Origin of the sequence: Falsiroseomonas sp. E2-1-a4 (assembly GCF_051433165.1) — a bacterium.
Classification (GTDB): domain Bacteria; phylum Pseudomonadota; class Alphaproteobacteria; order Acetobacterales; family Acetobacteraceae; genus Falsiroseomonas.
On the sequence record NZ_JBHMFS010000022.1, the window covers coordinates 19,301 to 41,241 of the forward strand.

Annotated in this window: 20 protein-coding genes; 9 read left to right on the plus strand and 11 right to left on the minus strand. The window is 69.1% G+C overall.

The window, feature by feature from the left end; all coding sequences use genetic code 11:
• Positions 1 to 82: 82 nt before the first annotated feature.
• From ACFHNC_RS20210 to ACFHNC_RS20220, 3 genes are read right to left on the minus strand one after another with little or no spacing between them, the layout of a single operon-like run.
• The gene (locus tag ACFHNC_RS20210; protein ID WP_437171047.1) at positions 83 to 1,201 is read right to left on the minus strand and encodes an NAD(P)/FAD-dependent oxidoreductase; all 1,119 of its coding nucleotides are present in this window, start codon (positions 1,199 to 1,201) and stop codon (positions 83 to 85) included.
• Positions 1,198 to 2,559, minus strand: coding sequence for an FAD-dependent oxidoreductase (locus ACFHNC_RS20215; RefSeq protein ID WP_437171048.1), 1,362 nt, complete (start codon positions 2,557 to 2,559; stop codon positions 1,198 to 1,200). Before ACFHNC_RS20215 ends, ACFHNC_RS20210 begins: the two co-directional genes overlap by 4 nt.
• The gene (locus ACFHNC_RS20220; protein ID WP_437171049.1) at positions 2,556 to 2,822 is read right to left on the minus strand and encodes a (2Fe-2S)-binding protein; all 267 of its coding nucleotides are present in this window, start codon (positions 2,820 to 2,822) and stop codon (positions 2,556 to 2,558) included. Before ACFHNC_RS20220 ends, ACFHNC_RS20215 begins: the two co-directional genes overlap by 4 nt.
• A 124-nt stretch (positions 2,823 to 2,946) precedes the next feature.
• On the opposite strand from ACFHNC_RS20220, the gene ACFHNC_RS20225 reads away from it, so the two are divergent.
• Entirely contained in the window at positions 2,947 to 3,774 is an 828-nt protein-coding gene (locus tag ACFHNC_RS20225) for an IclR family transcriptional regulator (RefSeq protein ID WP_437171050.1), read from the plus strand.
• A 2-nt stretch (positions 3,775 to 3,776) separates the two neighbouring features.
• Positions 3,777 to 4,772, plus strand: a complete 996-nt coding sequence (locus tag ACFHNC_RS20230) for a Bug family tripartite tricarboxylate transporter substrate binding protein (RefSeq protein ID WP_437171051.1) — start codon at positions 3,777 to 3,779, stop codon at positions 4,770 to 4,772.
• Between the two features lie 10 nt (positions 4,773 to 4,782).
• Here the strand turns inward: ACFHNC_RS20230 and ACFHNC_RS20235 are convergent, their stop codons facing one another.
• A complete protein-coding gene (locus ACFHNC_RS20235) occupies positions 4,783 to 5,676 on the minus strand; it encodes a LysR family transcriptional regulator (protein WP_437171052.1) in 894 nt (297 codons plus the stop codon).
• A 40-nt stretch (positions 5,677 to 5,716) separates the two neighbouring features.
• Positions 5,717 to 6,952 carry an NAD(P)/FAD-dependent oxidoreductase gene (locus tag ACFHNC_RS20240; RefSeq protein ID WP_437171053.1) on the minus strand — a complete coding sequence of 412 codons (1,236 nt, stop codon included), beginning with the start codon at positions 6,950 to 6,952 and terminating at the stop codon, positions 5,717 to 5,719.
• A gap of 62 nt (positions 6,953 to 7,014) precedes the next feature.
• Between ACFHNC_RS20240 and ACFHNC_RS20245 the strand changes: the two genes are divergently transcribed.
• Together ACFHNC_RS20245 and ACFHNC_RS20250 are read left to right on the plus strand one after the other, a co-directional pair.
• On the plus strand, positions 7,015 to 8,043 hold the full coding sequence (locus ACFHNC_RS20245) for an NAD-dependent epimerase/dehydratase family protein (RefSeq protein WP_437171054.1): 1,029 nt from the start codon (positions 7,015 to 7,017) through the stop codon (positions 8,041 to 8,043).
• 58 nt (positions 8,044 to 8,101) lie between these two features.
• Positions 8,102 to 10,474, plus strand: coding sequence for a xanthine dehydrogenase family protein molybdopterin-binding subunit (locus ACFHNC_RS20250; protein WP_437171055.1), 2,373 nt, complete (start codon positions 8,102 to 8,104; stop codon positions 10,472 to 10,474).
• Between the two features lie 9 nt (positions 10,475 to 10,483).
• Here the strand turns inward: ACFHNC_RS20250 and ACFHNC_RS20255 are convergent, their stop codons facing one another.
• Together ACFHNC_RS20255 and ACFHNC_RS20260 are read right to left on the minus strand one after the other, a co-directional pair.
• Positions 10,484 to 11,518 carry a dipeptidase gene (locus ACFHNC_RS20255; protein ID WP_437171056.1) on the minus strand — a complete coding sequence of 345 codons (1,035 nt, stop codon included), beginning with the start codon at positions 11,516 to 11,518 and terminating at the stop codon, positions 10,484 to 10,486.
• A 47-nt stretch (positions 11,519 to 11,565) separates the two neighbouring features.
• On the minus strand, positions 11,566 to 12,339 hold the full coding sequence (locus ACFHNC_RS20260; RefSeq protein ID WP_437171057.1) for an amino acid ABC transporter permease: 774 nt from the start codon (positions 12,337 to 12,339) through the stop codon (positions 11,566 to 11,568).
• A 121-nt stretch (positions 12,340 to 12,460) separates the two neighbouring features.
• On the opposite strand from ACFHNC_RS20260, the gene ACFHNC_RS20265 reads away from it, so the two are divergent.
• The gene (locus ACFHNC_RS20265; RefSeq protein WP_437171058.1) at positions 12,461 to 13,255 is read left to right on the plus strand and encodes a transporter substrate-binding domain-containing protein; all 795 of its coding nucleotides are present in this window, start codon (positions 12,461 to 12,463) and stop codon (positions 13,253 to 13,255) included.
• Positions 13,256 to 13,265: 10 nt separating this feature from the next.
• Here ACFHNC_RS20265 and ACFHNC_RS20270 read toward each other — a convergent pair whose 3' ends face one another.
• The 3 genes from ACFHNC_RS20270 to pdxA all read right to left on the minus strand — a co-directional run bounded on the left by ACFHNC_RS20270 (position 13,266) and on the right by pdxA (position 15,393).
• A complete protein-coding gene (locus tag ACFHNC_RS20270; protein WP_437171059.1) occupies positions 13,266 to 13,559 on the minus strand; it encodes a hypothetical protein in 294 nt (97 codons plus the stop codon).
• A gap of 113 nt (positions 13,560 to 13,672) precedes the next feature.
• A complete protein-coding gene (locus tag ACFHNC_RS20275; RefSeq protein ID WP_437171060.1) occupies positions 13,673 to 14,410 on the minus strand; it encodes a pyridoxine 5'-phosphate synthase in 738 nt (245 codons plus the stop codon).
• The gene (pdxA, locus tag ACFHNC_RS20280) at positions 14,407 to 15,393 is read right to left on the minus strand and encodes a 4-hydroxythreonine-4-phosphate dehydrogenase PdxA (protein WP_437171061.1); all 987 of its coding nucleotides are present in this window, start codon (positions 15,391 to 15,393) and stop codon (positions 14,407 to 14,409) included. Before pdxA ends, ACFHNC_RS20275 begins: the two co-directional genes overlap by 4 nt.
• 207 nt (positions 15,394 to 15,600) lie before the next feature.
• Between pdxA and ACFHNC_RS20285 the strand changes: the two genes are divergently transcribed.
• Entirely contained in the window at positions 15,601 to 16,359 is a 759-nt protein-coding gene (locus tag ACFHNC_RS20285) for an urease accessory protein UreH domain-containing protein (protein WP_437171062.1), read from the plus strand.
• Between the two features lie 134 nt (positions 16,360 to 16,493).
• Positions 16,494 to 18,737: a calcium-binding protein gene (locus ACFHNC_RS20290; protein WP_437171063.1), complete on the plus strand. Its 2,244-nt coding sequence runs from the start codon at positions 16,494 to 16,496 to the stop codon at positions 18,735 to 18,737.
• Here the strand turns inward: ACFHNC_RS20290 and ACFHNC_RS20295 are convergent, their stop codons facing one another.
• Complete coding sequence (locus ACFHNC_RS20295; protein ID WP_437171064.1) at positions 18,738 to 19,529, minus strand: DUF2189 domain-containing protein; 792 nt, start codon at positions 19,527 to 19,529, stop codon at positions 18,738 to 18,740.
• Positions 19,530 to 19,692: 163 nt separating this feature from the next.
• Between ACFHNC_RS20295 and ccoN the strand changes: the two genes are divergently transcribed.
• Both ccoN and ccoO read left to right on the plus strand, forming a co-directional pair.
• On the plus strand, positions 19,693 to 21,198 hold the full coding sequence (ccoN, locus tag ACFHNC_RS20300) for a cytochrome-c oxidase, cbb3-type subunit I (RefSeq protein ID WP_437171065.1): 1,506 nt from the start codon (positions 19,693 to 19,695) through the stop codon (positions 21,196 to 21,198).
• A gap of 12 nt (positions 21,199 to 21,210) precedes the next feature.
• Positions 21,211 to 21,939, plus strand: a complete 729-nt coding sequence (gene ccoO, locus ACFHNC_RS20305; RefSeq protein ID WP_437171066.1) for a cytochrome-c oxidase, cbb3-type subunit II — start codon at positions 21,211 to 21,213, stop codon at positions 21,937 to 21,939.
• Positions 21,940 to 21,941 lie beyond the last annotated feature (2 nt).

The following is a 21,941-nucleotide window of genomic DNA, read 5'->3' on the forward strand; positions in this document are numbered from 1 at the left end:
CTTTCCATCACGTCGCGCGAAGGATCGGCCATGGATGGCGCGCGAGCCAGCCGGTGATTTCGCCGTCGCGCATAAGCATGGCTTATAGGGCGGGCTGGAATCGCCGGATCGAAAGCCCCTCCAGCGGCACATCGGTCCGCCCATCCAGCGCCAGCTCACTGAGGATGGCGCCGATCGCCGGGCCAAGCTGGAAGCCGTGGCCGGAAAAGCCGAAGGCGTGGAACAGCCCGGGCGTGGTGCTGCTGGGGCCGACCACGGGAATGGCATCCGGCATCATACCATCAATGCCGCTCCAGCTTCGGATGACGGAAACGCCGGCGAGCGACGGCACGATCTCCACCGCCTTGCGCATCGCCGCCAGCGTTGCCTCCGGCGTCGCGCGGGAGAAGGGCACGGCAGGATCACCAGTGCCGCGGCCGCCGCCGAAGATGACGTTGCCGCGCGGGATCTGGCGCAGATAGATGCCGCCGCCGGCCACGCCGATATTTGGGCGGATGAAGTAGGGGATCGGCTCGGTCACGCCCATGTTCGGCGTATGTGGCTTCACCGGTACGGGCTCGCCGAACCATTCGGCCACCTGGCCGCCCCAGAAGCCGGCGGTGTTCACCAGCCTGTCGGCGCGAAAGATCTCCTCGCCGGCCTCCACGATGAACTGCGTGCCATCCTTGCGACAGGCGGTGACGCGGACCTGCTCGCGGATGGTCGCACCCGCCACGCGGGCGGCCTGGGCAAGCGCCGGGGAGAGCAGGCGCGGATTGGCCGAGCCATCCTCCGGCGCGAACGACGCCGCCACGACGGAAGGCCCCAGCCAGGGATAGTCGCGATGCACCGCCGCCTGGTTCAGGAAGCTCACCGAAAGCTGGTAATCCCGCGCTACGTCGAGATAGGCGACGAGATCGGCCTCATCCGCCGCGCTGCGAGCCAGCTTCAAATGGCCGGTGGCGACGAATTCGCAATCCGTGCCCAGCAGCCTCGGCAGGTCCTGCCAGATGGCATGGGACCGGCGGGCGATCGGCAACTCTGCCGGGTGGCGGCCCTGCTGGCGCACACCGCCGTAATTGGCGCCGGAGGCCTGGGAGCCGACCAGGCCGCGTTCCAGCAGCACCACCTTGGCTCCACGCAGCGCGAGATGCAGCGCCGCGGAACAGCCGGCGCCGCCGCCGCCGATGACGAGAACCTCGGTCTCCACGATGCGGCTCATGGCGCGGGCATCGGCAGCGGCTTCACCGGCGCCTGGCCGCGCAGGCGGCCGACCTCCGTCACGCGGCATCCCAGGGCATCCGCCAGCACCTCCGCCGCCGCGGCGCCGCAGATGCGGCCCTGGCACCGGCCCATGCCGATGCGGGTGAAGGCCTTGGCGCGATTCACCTCCGGCGCCCCACCGGTCGCTGCGCCGGCGCGCGCTGCCTGGCGCAGCTCGCCCGCGCGCACTGCCTCGCAGCGGCAGAGGATCGTGTCGTCGGGCATGGTGGCGGCGAGGCGGGCGGGGAACGGGAAGGCGCGGTCGAGTGCGGCACGGAACCGCCCCTGGCCGCGCAGGCGGCGGTCCAGTTGATGGGCCAGCGTGGTGTCGCACGGCATCCCCGCATCCTCCAGCAAGGCGAGCGCTGCGCGCGCGCCGCCCAGTTCCGCCACATCGGCACCGCCGATGCCCGCACCATCACCGGCCAGGTAGAGGCCCGGCACCGCGGTGCGCCCCGCGGCGTCGCGCCGCGGCACCCAGAGATGCGACAGCGCGTCGAAGCGCATCGCCACGCCCGCGAGATCGGCAAGCTGCGTCTCCGGCCGCACACCCCAGCCGAGCGCAACCGCATCGCAATCCAGGTGGTGCTCAGTGCCGGCCGCATCTTGCCAGCGCAGGCCGGTGACGCCATTCGTGCCCTCGATCGCCACCGGCGTCGCGCCTTCGCGAACCAGAATGCCGGCGGCGCGCAGGCGGGCGAGATACCAGGCGCCCTTGGCCAGGGTCGCCGCGCCGTCGCGCAGCCCGGCCAGCGCGTGCAGCTTGGTGCGCCAGGACGTCGTGTCGATCACCGCGGCCACGCCCGCGCCGGACTTCATGTACTGGTAGGCGACGAGCCACAGCAGTGGCCCGCTGCGGACGAAGGCAACGCGGCGGCCGATGGCGCAGCCCTGCGCCTTCAGCGCGATCTGCGCCGCGCCCATGGCGGTGACACCGGGCAGGGTCCAGCCGGGCAGGGGAATCACACGGTCCATCGCGCCGGTGCAGAGCAGAGCAGCGTCGAAGCCGATCTCCTCCACCGCACCATCCTTCGCGGTGTCGAGCCGCCCCGCCTGGACGTTCCAGACCAGCGTCTCGGGCCGCCAGTCCACCTGCGGCTTCAGCGCGTCCAGCGTCGCATGCAGGGCGGCGGCGCGCGCGCCCTCCCACCCATACAGTGCCTTTGGGGTGCGGATGAAGCCGGGTGGCGGGCGCTGGTAGATGCGACCGCCGCCATCAGGCGCCTCATCGATCCAAACCGGGCGCAGACCCGCCCGGAGCAGTTGTTCCACTGCGCGCACGCCGGCAGGGCCGGCACCGACCACGGCGACCCTCATGTCCGGCGCAGCCGCATGCCGGGCTGCAGCAGCGTGGTGCAGGCGCGCACGCGGCCGGTCCCCTCCACCACCACGCGGCAATCCTGGCAGGCGCCCATCAAGCAGAAGCCCGCGCGTGGACCATCGCCGAATTCGCTCTCCCGCAGGAAGTCTCCGTCGCCGGCGAGGATGGCGGTGAGCAGCGTGTCGCCCTGGCGCGCGGTCATGGCGCGATCCTCGAAGGCGAAGCCGATTTCGGGGCGGTCCTGATCGACCAGTCGCACCAACCGCAAGGCCTCCTCCCGTCGCACCAGCGTCCGGACGGTAGGTTCTGCTAGACGGAAAGAAAAGCTTCTCTTTTCCATCATGTGGAATTATAGCGGCAGAACCTTGCTCTGGGATGCCGCATTGGACCACCCCACCCCGCCCGATGGGACCGCCGCCACCTCCGGCATCCAGGTGCTGGACCGTGTCGTGCGGCTGCTGGAGCGGCTGGGCGAGGCGGGTGAGGGTGGCGAGCAGCTTTCTCGGCTGGCCACCGGCCTCGGCCTTTCGGCCTCCACCGTCCACCGGCTGCTGGCGGCGCTGGAACTGCATGGCTGGGTGGATCGGGAGGACGCGACGCGGCGCCACCGGCTCGGCACCAGGCTCATCGCGCTCGCCGGACGTGCTGCGGATGGCAGCGGGCTGCGGCGCCTTTGCCGGCCGGCTTTGCTGCGAATCTCGGCGGAGACGCAGGAGACCACCTTCCTCATCGTCCGCAGCGGCCTGAACGCTGTGGTCGTGGACCGGCAGGAAGGCAGCTACGTCATCGAGAGCCTGACCCAGGGCATCGGCGGCCTGCTGCCGCTCGGCATCGGCTCCGGCAGCCTGGCCATCCTGGCCTGCCAGCCGGAGGCGGAGGTGGATGCGATCCTGGCTGCCAATGCCACCCGCTACGGCGAATACGGCACCACGGCGGAGGCGGTGCGCACCAGCCTGTCCGGCATCCGGGAACAGGGCTTCATGCTGGCCAACGGGTCTCTGATCCAGGGGCTGTCGGTGATCGCCATGCCGATCCGCCCGGCCGGGCGCGACGTGACGGCGGCGATTGCCATCAATTTCATCACCGCGCGCCTGGCCCCCGCCAACCGGCAGGCCTGGCTGAGCCTGCTGACGCGGGAAGTCCAGTCGATAGAAGCAGGCATGAGCCTGCCGACCCGCCGCACACGGCCCACCAAGAACGGAGAGACCTGACCATGACCCGCTTCATCCTGCCCTCGCGCCGCGGCGTGCTTGCCGCCGCGCTCGCCCTGCCGGCCATCTCCCGCACCGCTGCCGCACAGTCGGCCTGGCCCAACCGCCCGGTGCGCATCGTGGTGCCCTTCGCCGCCGGCGGCGCGACTGATGGCAGCGCCCGCATCCTGGCGCAGAAGCTGACCGAGGTTCTCGGCCAGCCGGTCCTGGTCGAGAACCGGCCGGGCGCCGGCGGCACCACTGGAGCCGACTATGTCGCAAAGGCGACGCCGGATGGGTACACGGTCGTCATGGCCTCCGTCTCCAACCTGGTGCTGGCGCAGGGCCTCTACAGCCGGCTGCCCTATGATCCGGTGAAGGATTTCGTGCCGGTGGCGCCCGTCGTGATGGCGCCGATCGGCATCGCCGTGCAGGCCAGCCTGGGTGTCAACACGCTGCAGGAATTCATCGCGCTGCTGAAGGCCAACCCGGATCGCTACCAGTATGGCAGCGCCGGCAATGGCGCCTCCGGCCACATTTCCGCCGTGGCGTTCCTGCAGCAGACCGGCACGCAGGCGCTGCATGTGCCCTATCGCGGCAGCGGCCCGGTGTTCAACGATCTGCTGGCGGGGGTGGTGCATTTCACCGCGGATGTCCCTGGGCTGATCAAGCCGCACCATGACGCCGGCAGCATCCGCGCGCTGGTGATGGCGACGCAGGAACGCTCCTCCCTGCTGCCGGACGTGCCGACCAGCGCGGAGGCGGGGCTGCCGGGCTACCGGGCCTATTCCTGGTTCGGTCTGTTCGCGCCCGCCAATACGCCGATGCCGATCGTCGAGCGCCTGGCGGCGGCGGTGGAGACCTCGCTGACCGACCCGACCGTGGCGCGGCGGCTGGAGACCGATCTCGGCCTGCCGCCAATGCCGGGCTACACGCCGGCTCGCTTCGCCGAATTCCTGCAGGAGGAAATTCGCTACTGGCTGCCCATCGTCCGCGCCAGCGGCGCCCGCCTGGACTAAGCCTCCTGCCTCAGCCGGGCGGTTCATCCGCCCGGCAAAGCACCCGCATGATCTCCGCCAGCCGATCCACCATTTCCGGATTGCCGAGCATGCGGCTGCGCAGCAGCACCACCTCGCGCTCCACCAGGGGCAGGAAGGGCCGCGCCACGACGCCGGGCGGCAGCACGAAGCGGGCGAAGCCATCGACGATGGCGAAGCCGATCCCCTCTCGCACCATGGCCGCCGCACTCACGGTGTTGCCGATCTCCACCGCGATGCGGCGCTCGACGCCCTGGGCGCCGAAGGCAAGATCCAGGCTGCGGCCGAAATCCTGCCAGCCGCCGAAGCCGATCTCGGGCAGCCCGGCGAGTTGCGCCGGACCCAGCGTTGTCTGCGCGGCCAGTGGGTGATCCGCCGGCAGCAGCACGATGCAGGACACGCGGCCGAGCTGCGCATGGTCCAGCCCCGGCACCTCGACCGATGTCAGCGCCAAGCCAACATCCAGCCGGCGCGCCAACAGCGCCTCCCCCAGCTCCCGCACCGGCATCAAATTCACCGAGATCCGCGCCAGGGGCCATTCCTGCCGGAGCTGCGCCACCGCTTTCGGCACCAGCGACACACCGAGCGAGGAGGTGGTGCCAAGCCGCAACAGGCCGCCCTGCCTGCCGCCGAGGTCGCGGGTCAGGCTGCGGAAGCTGTGCAACTCATGGAACAGCCGCTCGGCCTCCGGCCAAAGCGCCGTGGCTTCCGCCGTGGGTGTCAGGCGGCCGGCATGGCGGCGGAACAGGGCGAAGCCGATGCGGTCCTCGCAATGCCGCAGCGCCTGCGACAAGGCGGGCTGCGAGACCCCGAGCGCCTTGGCCGCGAGGCTGAGGGAATGGCTTCGCATGATCTCGCAGAAGATCTCGATCTCGCGTGCATTCATGGCGAGGCTGCCCTGGCGCGGCCGGAATGTCGCCCGCGGGTCAGGTGCGCTGCTCCGCAAGCCAGGCGAGGGCGCCCTCCGCGGCCGCCAGTCCGGTGCTGAAGCAGCCCTGCAGCAGGTAGCCGCCGGTCGGAGCTTCCCAATCCAGCATTTCGCCGCAGGCGAAGACGCCGGGGCGGGCTTTTAGCATGAAGCGCGCATCCAGCTCCGACCAGGCAAGGCCGCCGGCCGAGGAAATGGCGCGGTCGAGCGCGGCGGTTCCGGTCAGCCGGATCGGCAGGCGCTTCACCAACTGCGCCGGGGTCGCGGCGCCCATCCGCAGGGCCTCCTGCACCAGCCCGATGGCGGCGGGCTGCATGGCCAGGGCTTTTCGCAGCCCGTTCGAGAGCGACTCGGCACGCGGACGCGCGGCCAGGCGCGTCGTGACCTCGCCTTCCGTGAGGTCGGGGCGCAGGTCCAGTGTGATGCCGGCCACGCCATGCACTGCGATCGCCTCGCGCAGCACGGCGGAGAGGGCGTAGAGCGCGCCGCCCTCAAGGCCCGTCGCCGTGACCAGCGCCTCGCCCCGCACCGTGGTGCCGCCGAACCCGATGGCGATGCGCTTCAGCGGCGCGCCCTGGTGGCGGCTGCGGAAATGTGCGGACCAATCCACCGTGAAGCCCATGTTGCTCGGCGCCCAAGGCGCCACCGCAAGGCCCGGCAGATGCGCCGGCCAGGCGCCATCGGAGCCGAGCCGTGGCCAGGAGGCACCCCCCAGGGCCAGCACGGTGGCGACGGGCCGGACGGCACCGGGCGCGTCTGCCGCGGCGGGTGCGAAGCGGGGCGCACCGTCCGGCGCCCACCCTTCCCAGCGGCTGCGCAGCACCAGGCGCACCCCCAGCGCCGCCAGGCGCGCGAGCCAGGCGCGCAGCAGCGGCGAGGCCTTGAGGCCCTCAGGAAAAACGCGGCCGCTGCTGCCGCGGAAGGTCGCGATCCCGAGGCTCTCGCACCAGGCGATCAGCGCGGTTGGCGGAAAGGCGCGGATGGCCTCCAGCAGGGGCGGAGCCGCGGGGCGGTAGTGGGTGAGGAAGCGCTCCAATTCCTCGGAATGCGTCAGGTTCAGGCCACCACGCCCCGCCATCAGGAATTTCCGGCCAACCGAGGGCATGTGGTCGTGGATCGTCACGGCAAGCCCGGCGCTGGCCAGCCGCTCGGCCGCCATCAACCCGGCCGGCCCGGCGCCAATGACGATGGCCTGCCCGGCGGGGGCAGGTGTGGCGCGGCTTGCTTCGGTCATGGACGGCTTTCTGCGGCGTGAGGCCCGGGATATCCAGGGGGCGGCTGCAAAGGAGTCGCCTCATGTCCGCCATTCTTGTCACCGGAGGGGCCGGCTTCGTCGGCCTGAACCTCGTGGAAGCGCTGCTGGCGCGTGGTGAGCAGGTGGTTGTCTTTGGCCAGGAAGCCGCGCTGCCGGCCCCGGCGGGCGAGGTCTTCGCCAGCCTGCCGGGGCGGCTGGAGGTCGTGACGGGCGATGTGCGCGATGCCGCAGCCCTGGCCGCGGTTTTCGTCAGCCACCGCATCGACCGGGTTTTTCCCTTCGCCGCCATCACCGCCGGCCCGGCGCGGGAAGCGGCTTCGCCCGGCCTGGTGCTGGATGTGAATCTGCATGGCGTCATCGCCACCCTGGCCGGGGCGCGGGATGCCGGCACGGTGCGGCGCGTGGTGCTGCCCGCATCCTCCGCCGTCTATGGCGACTCGGCCTATGACCATGACTGGCTGGACGAGGTGACGACGCCCTGCATGCCGATCAGCCTGTATGGCGTGACGAAATACGCGGTGGAACGTGCCGGGCTGCGGCTGGCCGGGCTGTGGGGGCTGGATGCGGTGGCGGCGCGGATCGGCGCGACCTACGGGCCGTGGGAGCGTGATACCGGGCTGCGGGACACGCTCAGCCCGCATCTGGCGATCTTCCAGGCCGCCTTGCGGGGCGGGGTCGCCATCCTGCCGCCGGCGCCGTTGCCGCGCTATGACTGGGTCTATGTGAAGGATCTGGTGGCGGGGCTGCTCGCCCTGCTGGATTGCACAGACCCGCCCGGCCGCGTCTTCAACATCGCCTCCGCACAGGATTGGTCGCCGCATGTGGCGGCTTGCTGCGATGGTCTGGCCGCGGAAATGCCGGGCTTCACCTGGCGCCACGCGGTTGATGGGGAGTCGCCGAACATCCCCTTCAACGAAACCCGGTCACGCGGATTGATGGCCATCGACCGCGCCCGCAGCCTCGGCTGGGCGCCCCGATTTGCGCCGGAGGGCGCCTATGCCGATTATGCGGCTTGGCTCCGGCAGATGGACGGACGATTCGTCGCGGTGGCCAGCCAGCCGCAGGGCTGAACCCTTTCCAGGGTGGTTCCCCCACCCAATTCCACTCCGTACCTGCCGCGAGGACCCGATGCCCGACACCAACATGCTCGATGCGACGCGCCTGAAGTTCGGAATCGGGCAGTCCGTGCCGCGCGCCGAAGACCCGATCCTGCTGACCGGCCGGGGCCAATACACGGATGATATCGCGCTGCCGGGCCAGATCTGGTGCGCGATGGTCCGCAGCGCCTACGCCCATGGCGTGATCCGCGGCATCGGGACGGAGGCGGCGCGCGCCATGCCGGGGGTGCTCGGCGTCTGGACCGGCGCCGATCTGGTGGCCGCTGGCTACGGGCCGATGAAATGCGCCATGCCGCTGAAGAACCGCGACGGGTCCGCCATCCGCACCACCTATCGGCATGCCCTGGCCACCGACAAGGTGCGCTTCGTCGGCGACCCGGTGGCCTTCGTCGTCGCCGAGACCCGTTCGGAGGCGAAGGACGCGGCGGAGATGGTCGAGCTCGACATCGACATGCTGCCGGCCGTCACCCAGGCCTCCGCCGCGGCCGAGGCCAGCGCGCCGCAGCTTTACGACGACATCCCCGGCAACCTGGTGCTGGATTTCCAGCAGGGCGACAGCACCAAGGTGGCCGCGGCCTTCGCAGGGGCAGCGCATGTCACGCGCCTGGCCATCAGGAACAACCGCATCGTAGTCTGCGCCATGGAACCGCGCAGCGCCATCGGGTCCTTCGAGGATGGGCGCTACGTGCTGCGCGTCGGCTGCCAGGGCGTCTTTGGGCTGCGGGCGCAGATGGCCAATGACGTGCTGAAGGTGCCGGTGCAGCAGGTGCGCGTGCTGACCGGCCATGTCGGCGGCAGCTTCGGCATGAAGGCGAATGCCTATCCCGAATACATCTGCCTGCTGCATGCCGCGAAGGAACTCGGCCGGCCGGTGAAGTGGACGGATGAGCGGACCAGCAGCTTCCTGTCCGACCAGCACGGCCGCGACCATGAGGTAGAGGCGGAGCTTGCCCTGGATGCCGAAGGCCGGTTTTTGGCCGTGCGTCTGACCTCCTTCGCCAATATGGGCGCCTACCTGTCCACCGTCTCGCCGCTGATGGGCACAGCGAATTTCTGGAAGAACGTGCAGTCCAACTATCGCACGCCGCAGATCGAGGTGGTCACGCGCAGCCTGCTAACCAACACCACCCCCGTCTCGGCCTATCGCGGCGCCGGCCGGCCGGAGGGCAACTACTTCATGGAGCGGCTGATCGAGGCCGCGGCCCAGGAAATGGGCCTGAGCGCCATCGAGCTGCGCCGCCGCAACCATATTCGTCCGGAGGAAATGCCCTACGCCGCCGCCAGCGGCAGCACCTATGACGGCGGCGATTTCACGGCCCTGCTGGACCGGACGCTCGAGGCCGCCGACCTGCCCGGCTTCGCGGCGCGCAAGCAAGCAAGCGCGGCGAAGGGCCTGCTGCGTGGCCTCGGCATCGGCAATTTCCTGGAGTGCACGGCGCCGCCGACCAAGGAACAGGGCGGCATCCGCTTCGAGAAGGACGGCACTGTCACCATCATCACCGGCACGCTGGACTACGGCCAGGGCCATTGGAGCGCCTTCGCCCAGGTGCTGCACCAATCCATCGGGATCCCGTTCCACCAGATCCGCCTGTTGCAGGGCGATTCGGATGAGCTGGTGGCCGGTGGCGGCACCGGCGGGTCGAAATCCCTGATGGCCTCCGGCGCCGCGATCGTCGAGGCATCGGAGCTGGTAGTTGAGAAGGGCCGCGCGGCCGCGGCCTGGGCGCTGGAGGCGGCGGTCGCGGATATCGAGTTCGAGGCGCATCCCACGGATGGCGAGGGCCGTTTCCTGATCGCGGGCACCGACCGCGGCATCGGCATCATGGATCTGGCGGCGCGGCTGCGGCAGGCACCCTCGGTGCCGGAGGGGGTTCCGGCGACCCTCGACGTGACGCATGTCTTCGACCAGGCGCCGCAGTCCTACCCCAATGGCTGCCACGTGGCGGAGGTCGAGATCGACCCCGAGACCGGGATCGTCAGCATAGTTCGCTACCTGTCGGTGAATGATTTCGGCGTCATCGTGAACCCGATGCTGGTCGCCGGTCAGGCGCATGGCGGCATCGCCCAGGGCATCGGCCAGGCGCTGCTGGAAAGCGTGGCCTTCGGCGAGGATGGCCAGATGCAGACCGGCAGCTACCTGGACTACGCACTACCGCGGGCAGGGGACATGCCGGCCATCGACTTCATCAGCCACCCCGTTCCGGCCAAGACGAATCCGCTCGGCGCCAAGGGCTGCGGCGAGGCCGGCTGCGCTGGGTCGCTGCCGGCGGTGATGAATGCCCTGGTGGATGCGCTCTCCACCTACGGCATCCGCCACATCGACATGCCGGCAACGCCAGAGCGGGTGTGGCAGGCGATCCAGGCGGCGCAGCGCGCCGCCTGAACCCGCCGTTCAGCGCGCGGCCCGCAGGGTCGCGCGCCAGACGCGCAGGAAATTGCCCGACCACAGCAGTCCCAGTTCGCGGGCCCCATAGCCGCGGCGCAGCAGTTCGGCGCTGACGGCGCCGGTCATCGACGCATCCTGCCACCCCTGCACGCCGCCGCCGCCATCGAAGTCGGAGGACAGGCCGACATGGTCGATGCCGATGCGGCGCACCGCGTAGTCCAAGTGGTCCGCATAATCGGCCACGCTGGCGCGGGCGGTGCCATCCGCGTCCGGTGCCTTCAGGAAGCTGGGCACGGCGGTGATCTGCAACAGCCCGCCGACATCCCGCAGCGCATCCATCTGCGCGTCATCCAGGTTGCGTGGATGGTCGCGCAGGGCGCGGCAGCAGGCATGGGTGGCGACCACCGGGGTGCGCGACAACTCGGCCGCCTGCATCATGGCGCTGCGCGCGACATGGGAGACGTCGACGATCAGACCCACGCGGTTCATCTCCGCGATCGCGGTCCGGCCGAGCGCCGAAAGGCCGCCATGGCGGGTCGGCGCATCGCCCAGATCGGCACGCGGCCGGGCTGCATCGGACAGGGCGTTGTGGCCATCATGGGTGACGGTCAGGTAGATGGCGCCAAGCTTGCGCCACAGCGCCAGGCGCGACAGATCCTCGCCCATCGCGTAGCCATTCTCGACGCCGAGCAGGATGGCCAGGGCGCCATCCGCGGCACAAGCTTCCAACTCGTCCGGCGTGGTGCACAGGCGCCGCCGCATCGGCGTCTCGCCGGCGGTGGCGGCGATCGCCCGCAGCATGGCCTCGGCCCGCGCGCCTGCGGCGTCATGACCCGCCGCGGTCAGTGGCCCCTGCGGCACATAGGCGATGAAGACCACGCCCTTCAGGCCACCCGCCTGCATCTTCGGATAATCCACGCGCCGCGCCGTTGGCGTTGCCGGGTCGGGGGTGGCTGGCCAGGGCACATCGACATGGGTGTCGAGGGTCAGCGTGGCGGCGTGGATGGCCGCCTCATCGGTCGACAAGGAAGGGTGTGTCATCCCGCGACGCTGGCTGCACGGCCGTGGCGCGTCAACCGTTCCCGCCTCTAACCGTCCCGGCGTCGCGTCTGGTCCGCGCCCAGCCGCCGTTCCAGCCAACGAGCGCCGGCCGAGATCAGCAGGATCAGCACCAGGTATTCCAGGATCAGGATGCTGTAGATCTCGAGCGGCCGGAACACCGAGACGACAAGCTCATTGGCGCGGCGCGTCAGGTCCTGGTAGCCGATGACGCTCGCCAGGCTGCTCATCTTCACCACATAGACGAATTGGTTGGCGACTGGCGGCAGGATGCGGCGGATCGCCTGTGGCAGCACCACCAGGCGCATGACCTGCCAGCGCGACAGGCCCAGCGCGGCCGCACCCTCCCGCTGGCCTTGTTCGATGCTTTGGATGCCGCCGCGCAGAATCTCCGCCTCGAAGGCCGAGTCGCACAGCGCGATGGCGATCAGGGCCGCGGCGAACACATCCAGCCGGATGCCCAGCACCACCGGCAGCCCATAGAAGACCCACAGGATCAGGACCAGGATCGGCACCGCGCGGAACAGCTCGACCCAGACCCGGTTGACCAGGCGCAGCGGGCGCAGGCGGGAGAAGCCCAGCAGGGCAATTCCGGTTCCGATCAGCAGGGACAGGATGATGGCGGCGAGCGAGAGGGAAACGGTCGCCCACAGCCCCTCCACCATGAAACCGAGATTGGCCCGGCCACGCGCATCGGTGGGGTCCACCACATGCCAGCCCCAATTGCTGCCACAGCCGGCCAACGCCAGCAGCGGCAGAAACAGCAAGGGACGCAGGCGGCGCAAAATGGGGAGGATATGCATGCGGCTGTCTCCCACGCTTTCGGGAGCGAGACGAGATGCGCCCGGCGCGGCAGATGGGATAAGACGTTGCAAATCGCGAGGGCGGTCCAACCTCCGCGCAGCCCCGATGGAGTCTCTCCCCATGTTACGTCGCCACATACCGGCTGCTGCCGCCGCCGCATCCTTGCTGTTGCCCGCCCAGGCACTGGCGCAACAGGCTGGCGGGGGTCGCCTGCAGGCGATTCAGTCCGCCGGACGCATCCGCATCGGCACGACGGGCGACTTCAACCCGATGAGCTTCCGCGACCCCGCGACCCGCAGCTATCGCGGCCACCAGATCGAGGCGGCGGAGCAATTGGCGCGGGACATGGGGGTGCGGCCTGAATTCGTCGCGACCGATTGGCGCACGCTGATCAACGGCCTGCAGGCGGACCAGTATGATGTGGTCTTCACCGGCACTTCGATGTCCGTCGCGCGCGCGATGGCGGCCAGCTTCACCATTCCCTGGGGCCGCACCGGCTTCATCCCGCTCACTACTCGTCGCAATGCCGCCCGCTTCGCCAATTGGGATGCGCTGAACCAGCGCGGCGTGACCATCGGCACCAATCTCGGCACCACGATGGAGCAATTCGTGCAGCAGGCGCTGCCGGCCGCGACGCTGCGCCGGGTGGAAAGCCCGGCGCGGGACTGGCAGGAACTGCTGGGCGGACGCGTCGATGCCACCATGTCCACGGTGATCGAGGCCGCTTTCCTCACCCGCGAACACCCAGAACTGGTCTCCCTGTTCAGCGATCAGCCGCGCAACCCGATTCCGATGGCGTTCATGGCGCCCTTGCAGGACCCGGTCTTCCTGAACTTCCTCAACGCTTGGGTCACCATCCGCCAGGCCAGCGGCTTCTTCGACGAGATCGGCCAGAAATGGGGCGTCAGTAGCTGATGCCAGGCGTTCAGCCGAGGATGTGAAACAGCATCATGCCCGCCCCCAGCAGCGCCGTGGGCGCTGACAAGGCCAGCAGCGGCAGGGCGGCCAGTGGCCGCTCCGGCGCTGCGGCGTCCTCGGTGCAGCGTGGCGGCACGGCAATGGCGGCCGGGTAGGTCAGCACCTGGCGGCGGCGCGCGGCACCGCGTGGCAGGGGAATGACGGTGGCCGAGCGTGCCAGGGGCGGCGCCGGTTCGGCGGGCAACGCCGCCCGCAACGACCAGAGCGGGATCGTCTGCCTTGCCTTTTCCGCTGCCGCCATTGCCGCCTCGCATCCTGCAAGCGCTGCTCCCGGTCGTGTCGCCGGAAGCCTTCGCTCAGAACCCTACGCAACCGGTGTGCCATGCAAAATGCAAATGGCGCGGAGGCTGGCGCTCAGCCCTCTGGGTGGCGTGCCGCGTCGATCAGATCCCGCATCCGCCGCACCGCGACGGGCAGGCCTTCGAAGACGCTCTGCCCGACCAGAAAATGCCCGATCGAGACCTCCGAGACCTCCGGCAAGGCGGCGATGCCGCCGATGGTGTCGAAATCCAGGCCATGGCCGGCATGGCAAAGCAGCCCCGCCGCCGCGGCGTCCCGCGCCCCCTGGGCCAGGCGCGCCAGATGCGCGGGGCGCTCGGCCGGCGTGGCATCGGCATAGCTGCCGGTGTGCAGCTCGATACAGTTGGCGCCGAGCCTGGCGGCCGCCTCGATCTGGGCGCGATCGGCCTCGACGAAGATGGAGGTGCGGATGCCGGCGCCGGTCAGGCGCCGGACCGCCTCGGCGAAGTCGGGGCCGCTTCGCAGTACGTCCAGCCCACCCTCAGTGGTCAGCTCCTGGCGCTTCTCCGGCACCAGGCACACCGCCTCCGGCATCACGCGAATGGCGATGCCGACCATTTCCTCGGTGGCTGCCATTTCCAAGTTCAGCTTGGTCGGCACTTCGGCCTTCATACGTTCCACATCCTGGTCGCGGATGTGCCGCCGGTCCTCGCGCAGATGAATGGTGATGCCCTCCGCACCGGCAGATAGGCACAGCTTGGCCGCGGTCACCGGGTCCGGGAAGCGCCCGCCGCGGGCGTTCCGCAGCGTCGCCACATGATCCACGTTGATCGAGAGCAGCAGGGGCATCATGGGCGCGCATTCCTTGATCGGCTGATGGCGATGTCCGCGGCCAGACGCAGCGCGGCAATGAGGCTGCCCGGATCGGCCTGACCGGCGCCTGCAATATCCAGCGCGGTGCCATGGTCCGGACTGGTGCGGACGATCCTCAGTCCGAGCGTCACATTCACCCCACCATCCATGTCGAGCGTCTTGATCGGGATGAGCGCCTGGTCGTGGTACATGCACAGCGCGCAATCATAGCTGGCGCGCGCCCGCGGGGTGAACAGCGTGTCGGCCGGCAGCGGGCCACGGGCCTCGATCCCCGCCCGGCGAAGGGCGGCGATGGCGGGTGCGACGATCTCGATATCCTCCCGACCCATCGTCCCGGCCTCCCCGGCATGGGGGTTCAGGCCGGCCACCACGATGCGCGGCTGCACGATGCCGAAATCCTGCCGGAGCGCCTCCGTCACGATGCGGCCGTGCTCGATGATGAGGTCCGTGGTCAGGCTGCGGATGGCCTCTGCCAGCGCGGCATGGACCGTCACAGGCACCACCCGCAATCCGGGGCAGGCCAGCAGCATGACGGGCGAAACCCCGCGGCCCGCCAGTTCGCCCAGGAATTCGGTATGTCCGGGATGCTGGAAGCCGGCGGCGGTCAGCACGGATTTCTGGATCGGGTTGGTCACAACGCCGGCGGCGCGGCCCTCCAGGCACAGGCGCACGGCGGTCTCGATCGCGGCGATGACGGTCCCGGCATTGGCGGGGTCGGGCCGGCCGGGCTGCGGTGGTGCGGGCAGGGGAAGCGGCAGTACCGGCAGGCCGGCCGCGAAAGCCTCCGCCGCCTGATCCGGTGCCTCGATCACCACGACCGGCGCGTCCTTCACGCAGCGCGGGTCGCCGATGAAGAAGAAGGCCGGCCCCGACTCGCGCAGGCGGCGCCAGGCCTTTACCGAGATCTCGGCGCCGATGCCGGCCGGTTCGCCCATGGTCAGGCACAGGGGAAGGGGTGTCATGGCTGCGGCGTAGACGCTAACGCGCCGCAGGAATAGCGGGGTGAGCGGGCGGCCGGGACGCTTCCGGCCCGGCGCGCAGCGCGATGTTGCGGCTTGTGCATGGCCAGACGCATGTGGCGTGGCAACCGCGTCCGTCCAGGCGGCATGGCCGGATGCCCGCTTGACCTGGCGCAAGAACGGGGCGGCGCCGGCAGGATAGGGTGGGCCATGCTCGCGAACTGCCTCCATGACCTGACCGCGCTTGGTGCGGGCGCCCTGGCATCCGTTGCACTGGCCATGTTGATGGCCGGGCTGGCGGGCGGCGTGACCCATTGCGCCGGCATGTGCGCGCCTTTCGTGCTGGCGCAGGCCAGCAGCATGGCCGGGCGGGTCGGGCCCGGCTTTGTCGCACGTCTCGCCGGCGCTGCGCTCATCCCGTACCATCTGGGCCGGATCGTCGGCTATGCGACGCTTGGTGCCGTTGCCGGGGCGAGTGCCGGGGTGGTGAGCCAGGTGACCGGGCTGCGGCAGGTGCTGGCGGCGCTGCTCCTGCTCGCGGCCTTGCTGATGGCCCGTCAGGCGCTAGGCCGCCTGCTTCCCGCGCGGTATCACTGGTGGCCGTGGCGCCGCGCGCCACAGGGGGGCTTGGCGCCGACCTACCCCCCTTTCCTGCTGCGGCCCATCGGCAGCCTGCTGGCCAATCCTGGCGGCTGGAATGGATTCGGCCTGGGTCTGATGCTCTCGGCGCTGCCTTGCGGGCTGCTTTACGCGGCACTCGCCGCCGCCGCGGCAACGGGCAGCGCGCTGGCAGGCGCCCTGGCCATGCTCGCTTTCTCGCTGGGCACGATTCCGGCCCTGGTTGGGGTGGCGCTGCTCGGCCGGCTGTTTCTGCGCCGAGCCGGGCCGGTCACCCAGTTGGCCGGCGGCCTGTTGTTCCTGGTGAATGCGGTGCTGCTGGGAACCATGGCGGTGCGCCTGGTGGCCTGACTGACCGCTTGAAAACACCAACGGGCCCTTAGCCGCCGGCGTTCTCAAACGGGTATTGAGCAAATCGCCGGGTCGCTAACGCCATTTCAACCCGGACCACGCTTTCTGCCCTGGCACCAGGATGGGGCCCCTTCATGTCCGCGGCGTTTGCCGGCACGGTACCCGACACGATCTTTGAGAATTCGGTCCGCCGCGATTGGGTCGCCTACCTCACCTTCGGACCGGAGGTCATCGGCACGGCCCTGAACGGCCCGGATGCGGGCCTGTTTGTCTCGACCTACCGGACCGACAGCCGGTTGATGACGATACTGCCCCTGCAGGCCTTCGATGCCGAGGAATGGGGCGTTGGCCGGGAGTTCATCTTTGGTCTGAGTATCAGGACCGTGGCTGGCTGGGCGTCGCTGCCTGTCAGCTTCACCGTGCGGCTTCTCGATCTCGACGACACGGCGCCGCAGGATCTGGTCTTCGCCTCCGGCGGCGTGGTCCTGGCCAATGATGTGGGTGCGCCGATCGGCATCCTGTCCGCGACCGACCCCGATACGGACGGCCCGCTGGAGTACAGCGTCGCCTGGCCGGATTCGGCCTGGTTCGAAGTGTTGGACCAGGAATTGCGGCTGCGGCCGGGCGTGGACCTGATCGGGTTGGGCGGCACGGTGCGGGACGTGCTGATCGAGGTCTCGGACGGCCGGAACATCGCCAGCTTCAGCATCCCGGTGACCGTGCTGGAGCCGGGTCCGCCTTCCCCCTTCGCGGTACAGGATGGAACTCTTTCGGCCGATACGCTGCACGGAACCGCCGCTGCCGATGCCCTGTTCGGCCACGCGGGCCAGGATGCCCTGTTCGGCTACGACGGGGCGGATAGCCTCCGCGGTGGTGCCGGCAATGACACGATCCATGGCGGCGAAGGGGCGGACAGCCTGTTCGGCAATGATGGCGACGATTGGCTTTATGGCGGAGAGGGGGTCGATCGCCTGGAAGGTGGCGCCGGCGCTGACACGCTCGATGGTGGCGGTGCCGGCGGCAATCACCTGATCGGGGGTCCCGGTAACGACGTCTATCTGCTGCGTAGCCCCACCGACACCTGGCTCGAGCTGTCCAATGGCGGTGTCGACGAGCTGGTGGTGGGCTGGACGATGACCCTGCCCGAGAATTTCGAGAGGTTGCGACTGAGAGCCGGCGCAGGCGGCATCTCCGCTTTCGGCGGGGCGGGCCCTGACAGCCTCTACGGCAACGAGGGAAGCAACACGCTTTCGGGCGGTGGCGGCAATGATTTTCTCGATGGGGGTGGGGGCGCGGACTGGCTGCTCGGCGGTTCCGGCAACGATACCATCCTGGGTGGCGATGGCGCTGATACCGCCTTTGGCGGAACCGGCAATGATCAGGTTTTCGGCGACGCCGGCGATGATGTGCTGTTCGGCGAAGCTGGCAACGATACCCTGTCCGGTGGCGATGGCCGCGACGTATTGCTGGGCGACGATGGTGCCGATGTCCTGGATGGTGGTGCGGGTGACGACCTGCTGTCGGGTGGGGTCGGCAATGACTGGTTGGTAGGCCAGGCCGGGGCGGACCTGCTGGCCGGTGGCCCGGGCGCCGATACGCTGGAAGGCGGTGCCGGCCACGACACCCTGCTAGGCGGCGACGGCAACGACCTGCTGCAGGGCGGCGATGGCAATGACAGGCTGGATGGTGGTGCCGGCAACGACACGCTCGATGGCGCCGCCGGCGCGGACCATCTGCAGGGCGGAGATGGTGACGACCTGCTGCGCGCGGGCATGGGCGCGGGCGATGTGTTGCGCGGCGCCGCCGGCGCCGACACGCTGGATGGCACGGCGCCGGACCGGCTGGCCGGGTGGTTCTTCGGTGGCCCCGGCGACGATCTCTATTTCATCGACAGTCGTAACGACCAGGTCGTTGAGGAGGCAGGCGGCGGCATTGATACCGTCTGGGCCGTGCTGCCCAGTGGCGGATATGCCCTGCCGCCGAATGTCGAGCACCTGGTCCTGATGGGGGCGGCCCTTTCCGGCTTCGGCAATGAACTCGCCAACAGAATCACCGGCAACATCCTGCCCAACCTGCTGCTCGGCAGTGCCGGGGACGACACACTGCGCGGCGGATTGGGCGACGACACGCTGGGCGGCGGTGCGGGGCGCGACCGGTTCCAGATGGACGCCGATGGCAGCATCGACACCGTGCTGGATTTCACCCCGGGGGAGGACCGGCTGCTGGTGCCGGCCGGCAGCTATGCTTCCTCGGCCGCCGCGGCGGCCGCGTTGTTCAGCATCTCGGCCGGGACCTTCCTGCCGCTTGGCAGCGGCGGGGTCGTGCTGATGGGCCTGGCCCCGTGGCAGGTCAGGGCCAGCGATATCGACCTGTTCTGATCAGCGCAGCAGATCGCGATAGGCATGCCAGGTGGCATGGCCGATCAGCGGCAGTACCAGCGCCAGTCCGAGGAAAAAGGGCACCAGCGCCATCGCGGTGAACACCACGATAAGCCCGGCCCAGAGCGCCATGGCCTGCCAGTTGAGCATCGCGGCCCGGATGGAGGTCAGGATAGCCTCAATGACCGAGATGTCGCGATCCACCATCATCGGGATGGAGATGACGGAGATCGCGAAGGCGACCACAGCTAAGACGAAGCCGAGGCCGGTGCCGATCACCAGGAAGGGCAGCAGCATGTCCGACCGCAGCATGGCCATGGGCAGCGTCTCGATGGCGGGTGAGAAGCCCAGGCCGAAGAACAAGGCAAACAGTAGCCCGGCCGTACGAATCCAGAACAGGTGCAGCAGCAACAGCACCACGCCCATCAGCGCCAGCTGCGGCCCGTTGCGGCGGAAGCCCTCCAGGCACAGCAGGAAGGACACAGGCTCCCCACGCTCACGCCGGCGGCTGGCCTCGTAAAGGCCGGCGCCCAGAAGCGGGGCAACCAGGAAGAACCCGGCGGTGGCGGGCAGGACCGCCCAGGCGAATCCGGCATTGAGCAGGATGGCACTCAGCAGCCAGCCGGCCACCACCAGGGCGCCGCCATAGAAGAAGCCGACCTGCGGCATCGCCATGAGATCCTGCCAACCGGCGGCGATCCAGGCCCAGGGGCGGTCCGGCGGCACCTTCTGGATGGAGGGGTGGATTGGGGGCGAGGGCTGAATGGCCATCGGTTCGGCGGCGTCCTGCATGCGGCTTGCCCTGGCTTCCTGGCGTTGATCCCGCCCGGAGAATACTGCGCCTGACCTGTCGTACAATTGATCCGCATCAAGGACGCCGACAGCAATCGGAGGTCATCTGCGCCCGCCACACCGCCCTGTTTGCGACCCCGGTGTGAGGAGGGAGAGTTTTGCCATGGCTGCTGCAGGCTACGCCGCCAACCTAGCCGGACCGGCTGCGGTCACGCGGCTCGACACCTATGTCGAGGCGCCAATCAGGGCCTTCGCGATCGCGACCGTCTTTTGGGGCGTGGTCGGCTTCCTGATGGGCGTCGTCATCGCATCGCAGCTGGCCTGGCCCCTGCTCAACCTCGATCTTGAATGGACCACCTTCGGTCGCCTGCGGCCGGTCCATACCTCTGCCGTGATTTTCGCCTTCGGCGGCAATGCGCTGATCTGCACCAGCCTGTATGTGGTGCAGCGAACCTGCCGCGCCCGTTTGTTCGGCGGTGAGCCGATGGCCTGGTTCCTGTTCTGGGGTTACCAGTTCTTCATCGTCGCGGCCGCCGTCGGCTACGTCTTCGGGGTAACCCAGGGCAAGGAGTATGCGGAGCCGGAGTGGTTCGTGGACCTCTGGCTGACCGTGGTGTGGGTGCACTACCTGGTGGCCTTCGGCGGCACGATCGTGAAGCGGGAAGAGCCCCACATCTACGTGGCGAACTGGTTCTACCTGGCCTTCATCATCACCGTTGCCATGCTGCACATCGTCAACAACCTGGCGCTGCCGATCACCTTCGGCCATGGCAAAAGCTACGGCCTGGCGGCTGGCGTGCAGGACGCGATGATCCAGTGGTGGTACGGCCACAACGCCGTCGGCTTCTTCCTGACCGCGGGCTTCCTGGGGATGATGTACTACTTCATCCCGAAGCAGGCGGACCGGCCGATCTATTCCTACCGCCTGTCCATCGTGCATTTCTGGTCGCTGATCTTCCTCTACATCTGGGCCGGCCCGCACCACCTGCACTACACCGCGCTGCCGGACTGGGCGCAGACGCTCGGCATGGTGTTCTCCGTCATGCTGTGGATGCCGTCCTGGGGCGGCATGATCAACGGGCTGATGACGCTGTCCGGTGCCTGGGACAAGCTTCGCACGGATCCGGGCCTGCGCTTCTCCGTCACCGCCGTCGGCTTCTACGGCATGTCCACCTTTGAAGGGCCGGTGATGTCGATCAAGGCGGTGAACGCCCTGTCGCACTACACCGACTGGACCATCGGCCATGTGCATTCCGGTGCCATGGGCTGGGTCGGCTTCATCACCTTCGGCGCGCTGTACTACCTGTTCCCGAAGCTGTGGAACAAGAAGTCGCTGTACAGCCAGAAGCTGGTGTCCTGGCATTTCTGGATCGCGACTCTGGGCATCGTTCTCTACATCACCGCGATGTGGGTCTCCGGTATCCTGCAGGGCCTGATGTGGCGCGCTTATGACGAGTTGGGCTTCCTGCAATACGCCTTCATCGAAAGCGTGGCGGCGATGTACCCCTACTACGTCATCCGCATGCTGGGCGGCGTGATGTACCTGGCCGGCGCACTGATCATGGTCTTCAACCTTTGGAAGACGGTGACGAGCGACGAGCTGGCCGAGGAGGCCCCGTCACCCGCGCAGGCCGCCCTCGCCGCACCCGTTCCCGCCCCTGCCGAATAAGGACGCCCTGTCATGCGTTGGTTCAGTCACGCGATCATCGAGAAGAACCTGCTCCTGATGGGCGTGCTGACGCTCATCACCGTCTCGATCGGCGGCCTCGCGCAGATCGTGCCGCTGTTCACGGTGGAAAGCACGATCGAGCGCGTCGAGGGGGTGCGTCCCTACACGCCGCTCGAACTTGCTGGACGCAACATCTATGTGCGCGAGGGCTGCTATCTCTGCCACAGCCAGATGGTACGGCCGTTCCGCGACGAGCTGGAGCGCTACGGTCACTACTCCCTGGCGGCGGAAAGCATGTACGACCGCCCGTTCCAGTGGGGTTCCAAGCGCACCGGGCCCGACCTAGCGCGCGTCGGCGGGCGCTATTCGGATGACTGGCACGCGGCGCATCTGCGCGATCCGCGCGCCGTGGTGCCGGAGAGTATCATGCCGCCCTACGCCTTCCTCGACCGGCCGCTGAACATTGGCGACGTCGCCGACCATCTGCGCACCCAGGCCGCGTTGGGCGTGCCCTACACCGCGGAGATGATTTCCAATGCCCGGGCTGACCTGATCGCACAGGCCAGGCCCGACATGGACGGCTCCGGCTTCACCGCGCGCTACGCCCGCGCCCGCCAGGGCGTGTTCGACGGCAACACCGCCGTGGTGACGGAGATGGATGCGTTGGTTGCCTATCTGCAGATGCTCGGCACGCTCGTTCGCTTCAGCGACGTGACACCCGAGCAAGTTCGCCAGCAGTAGAG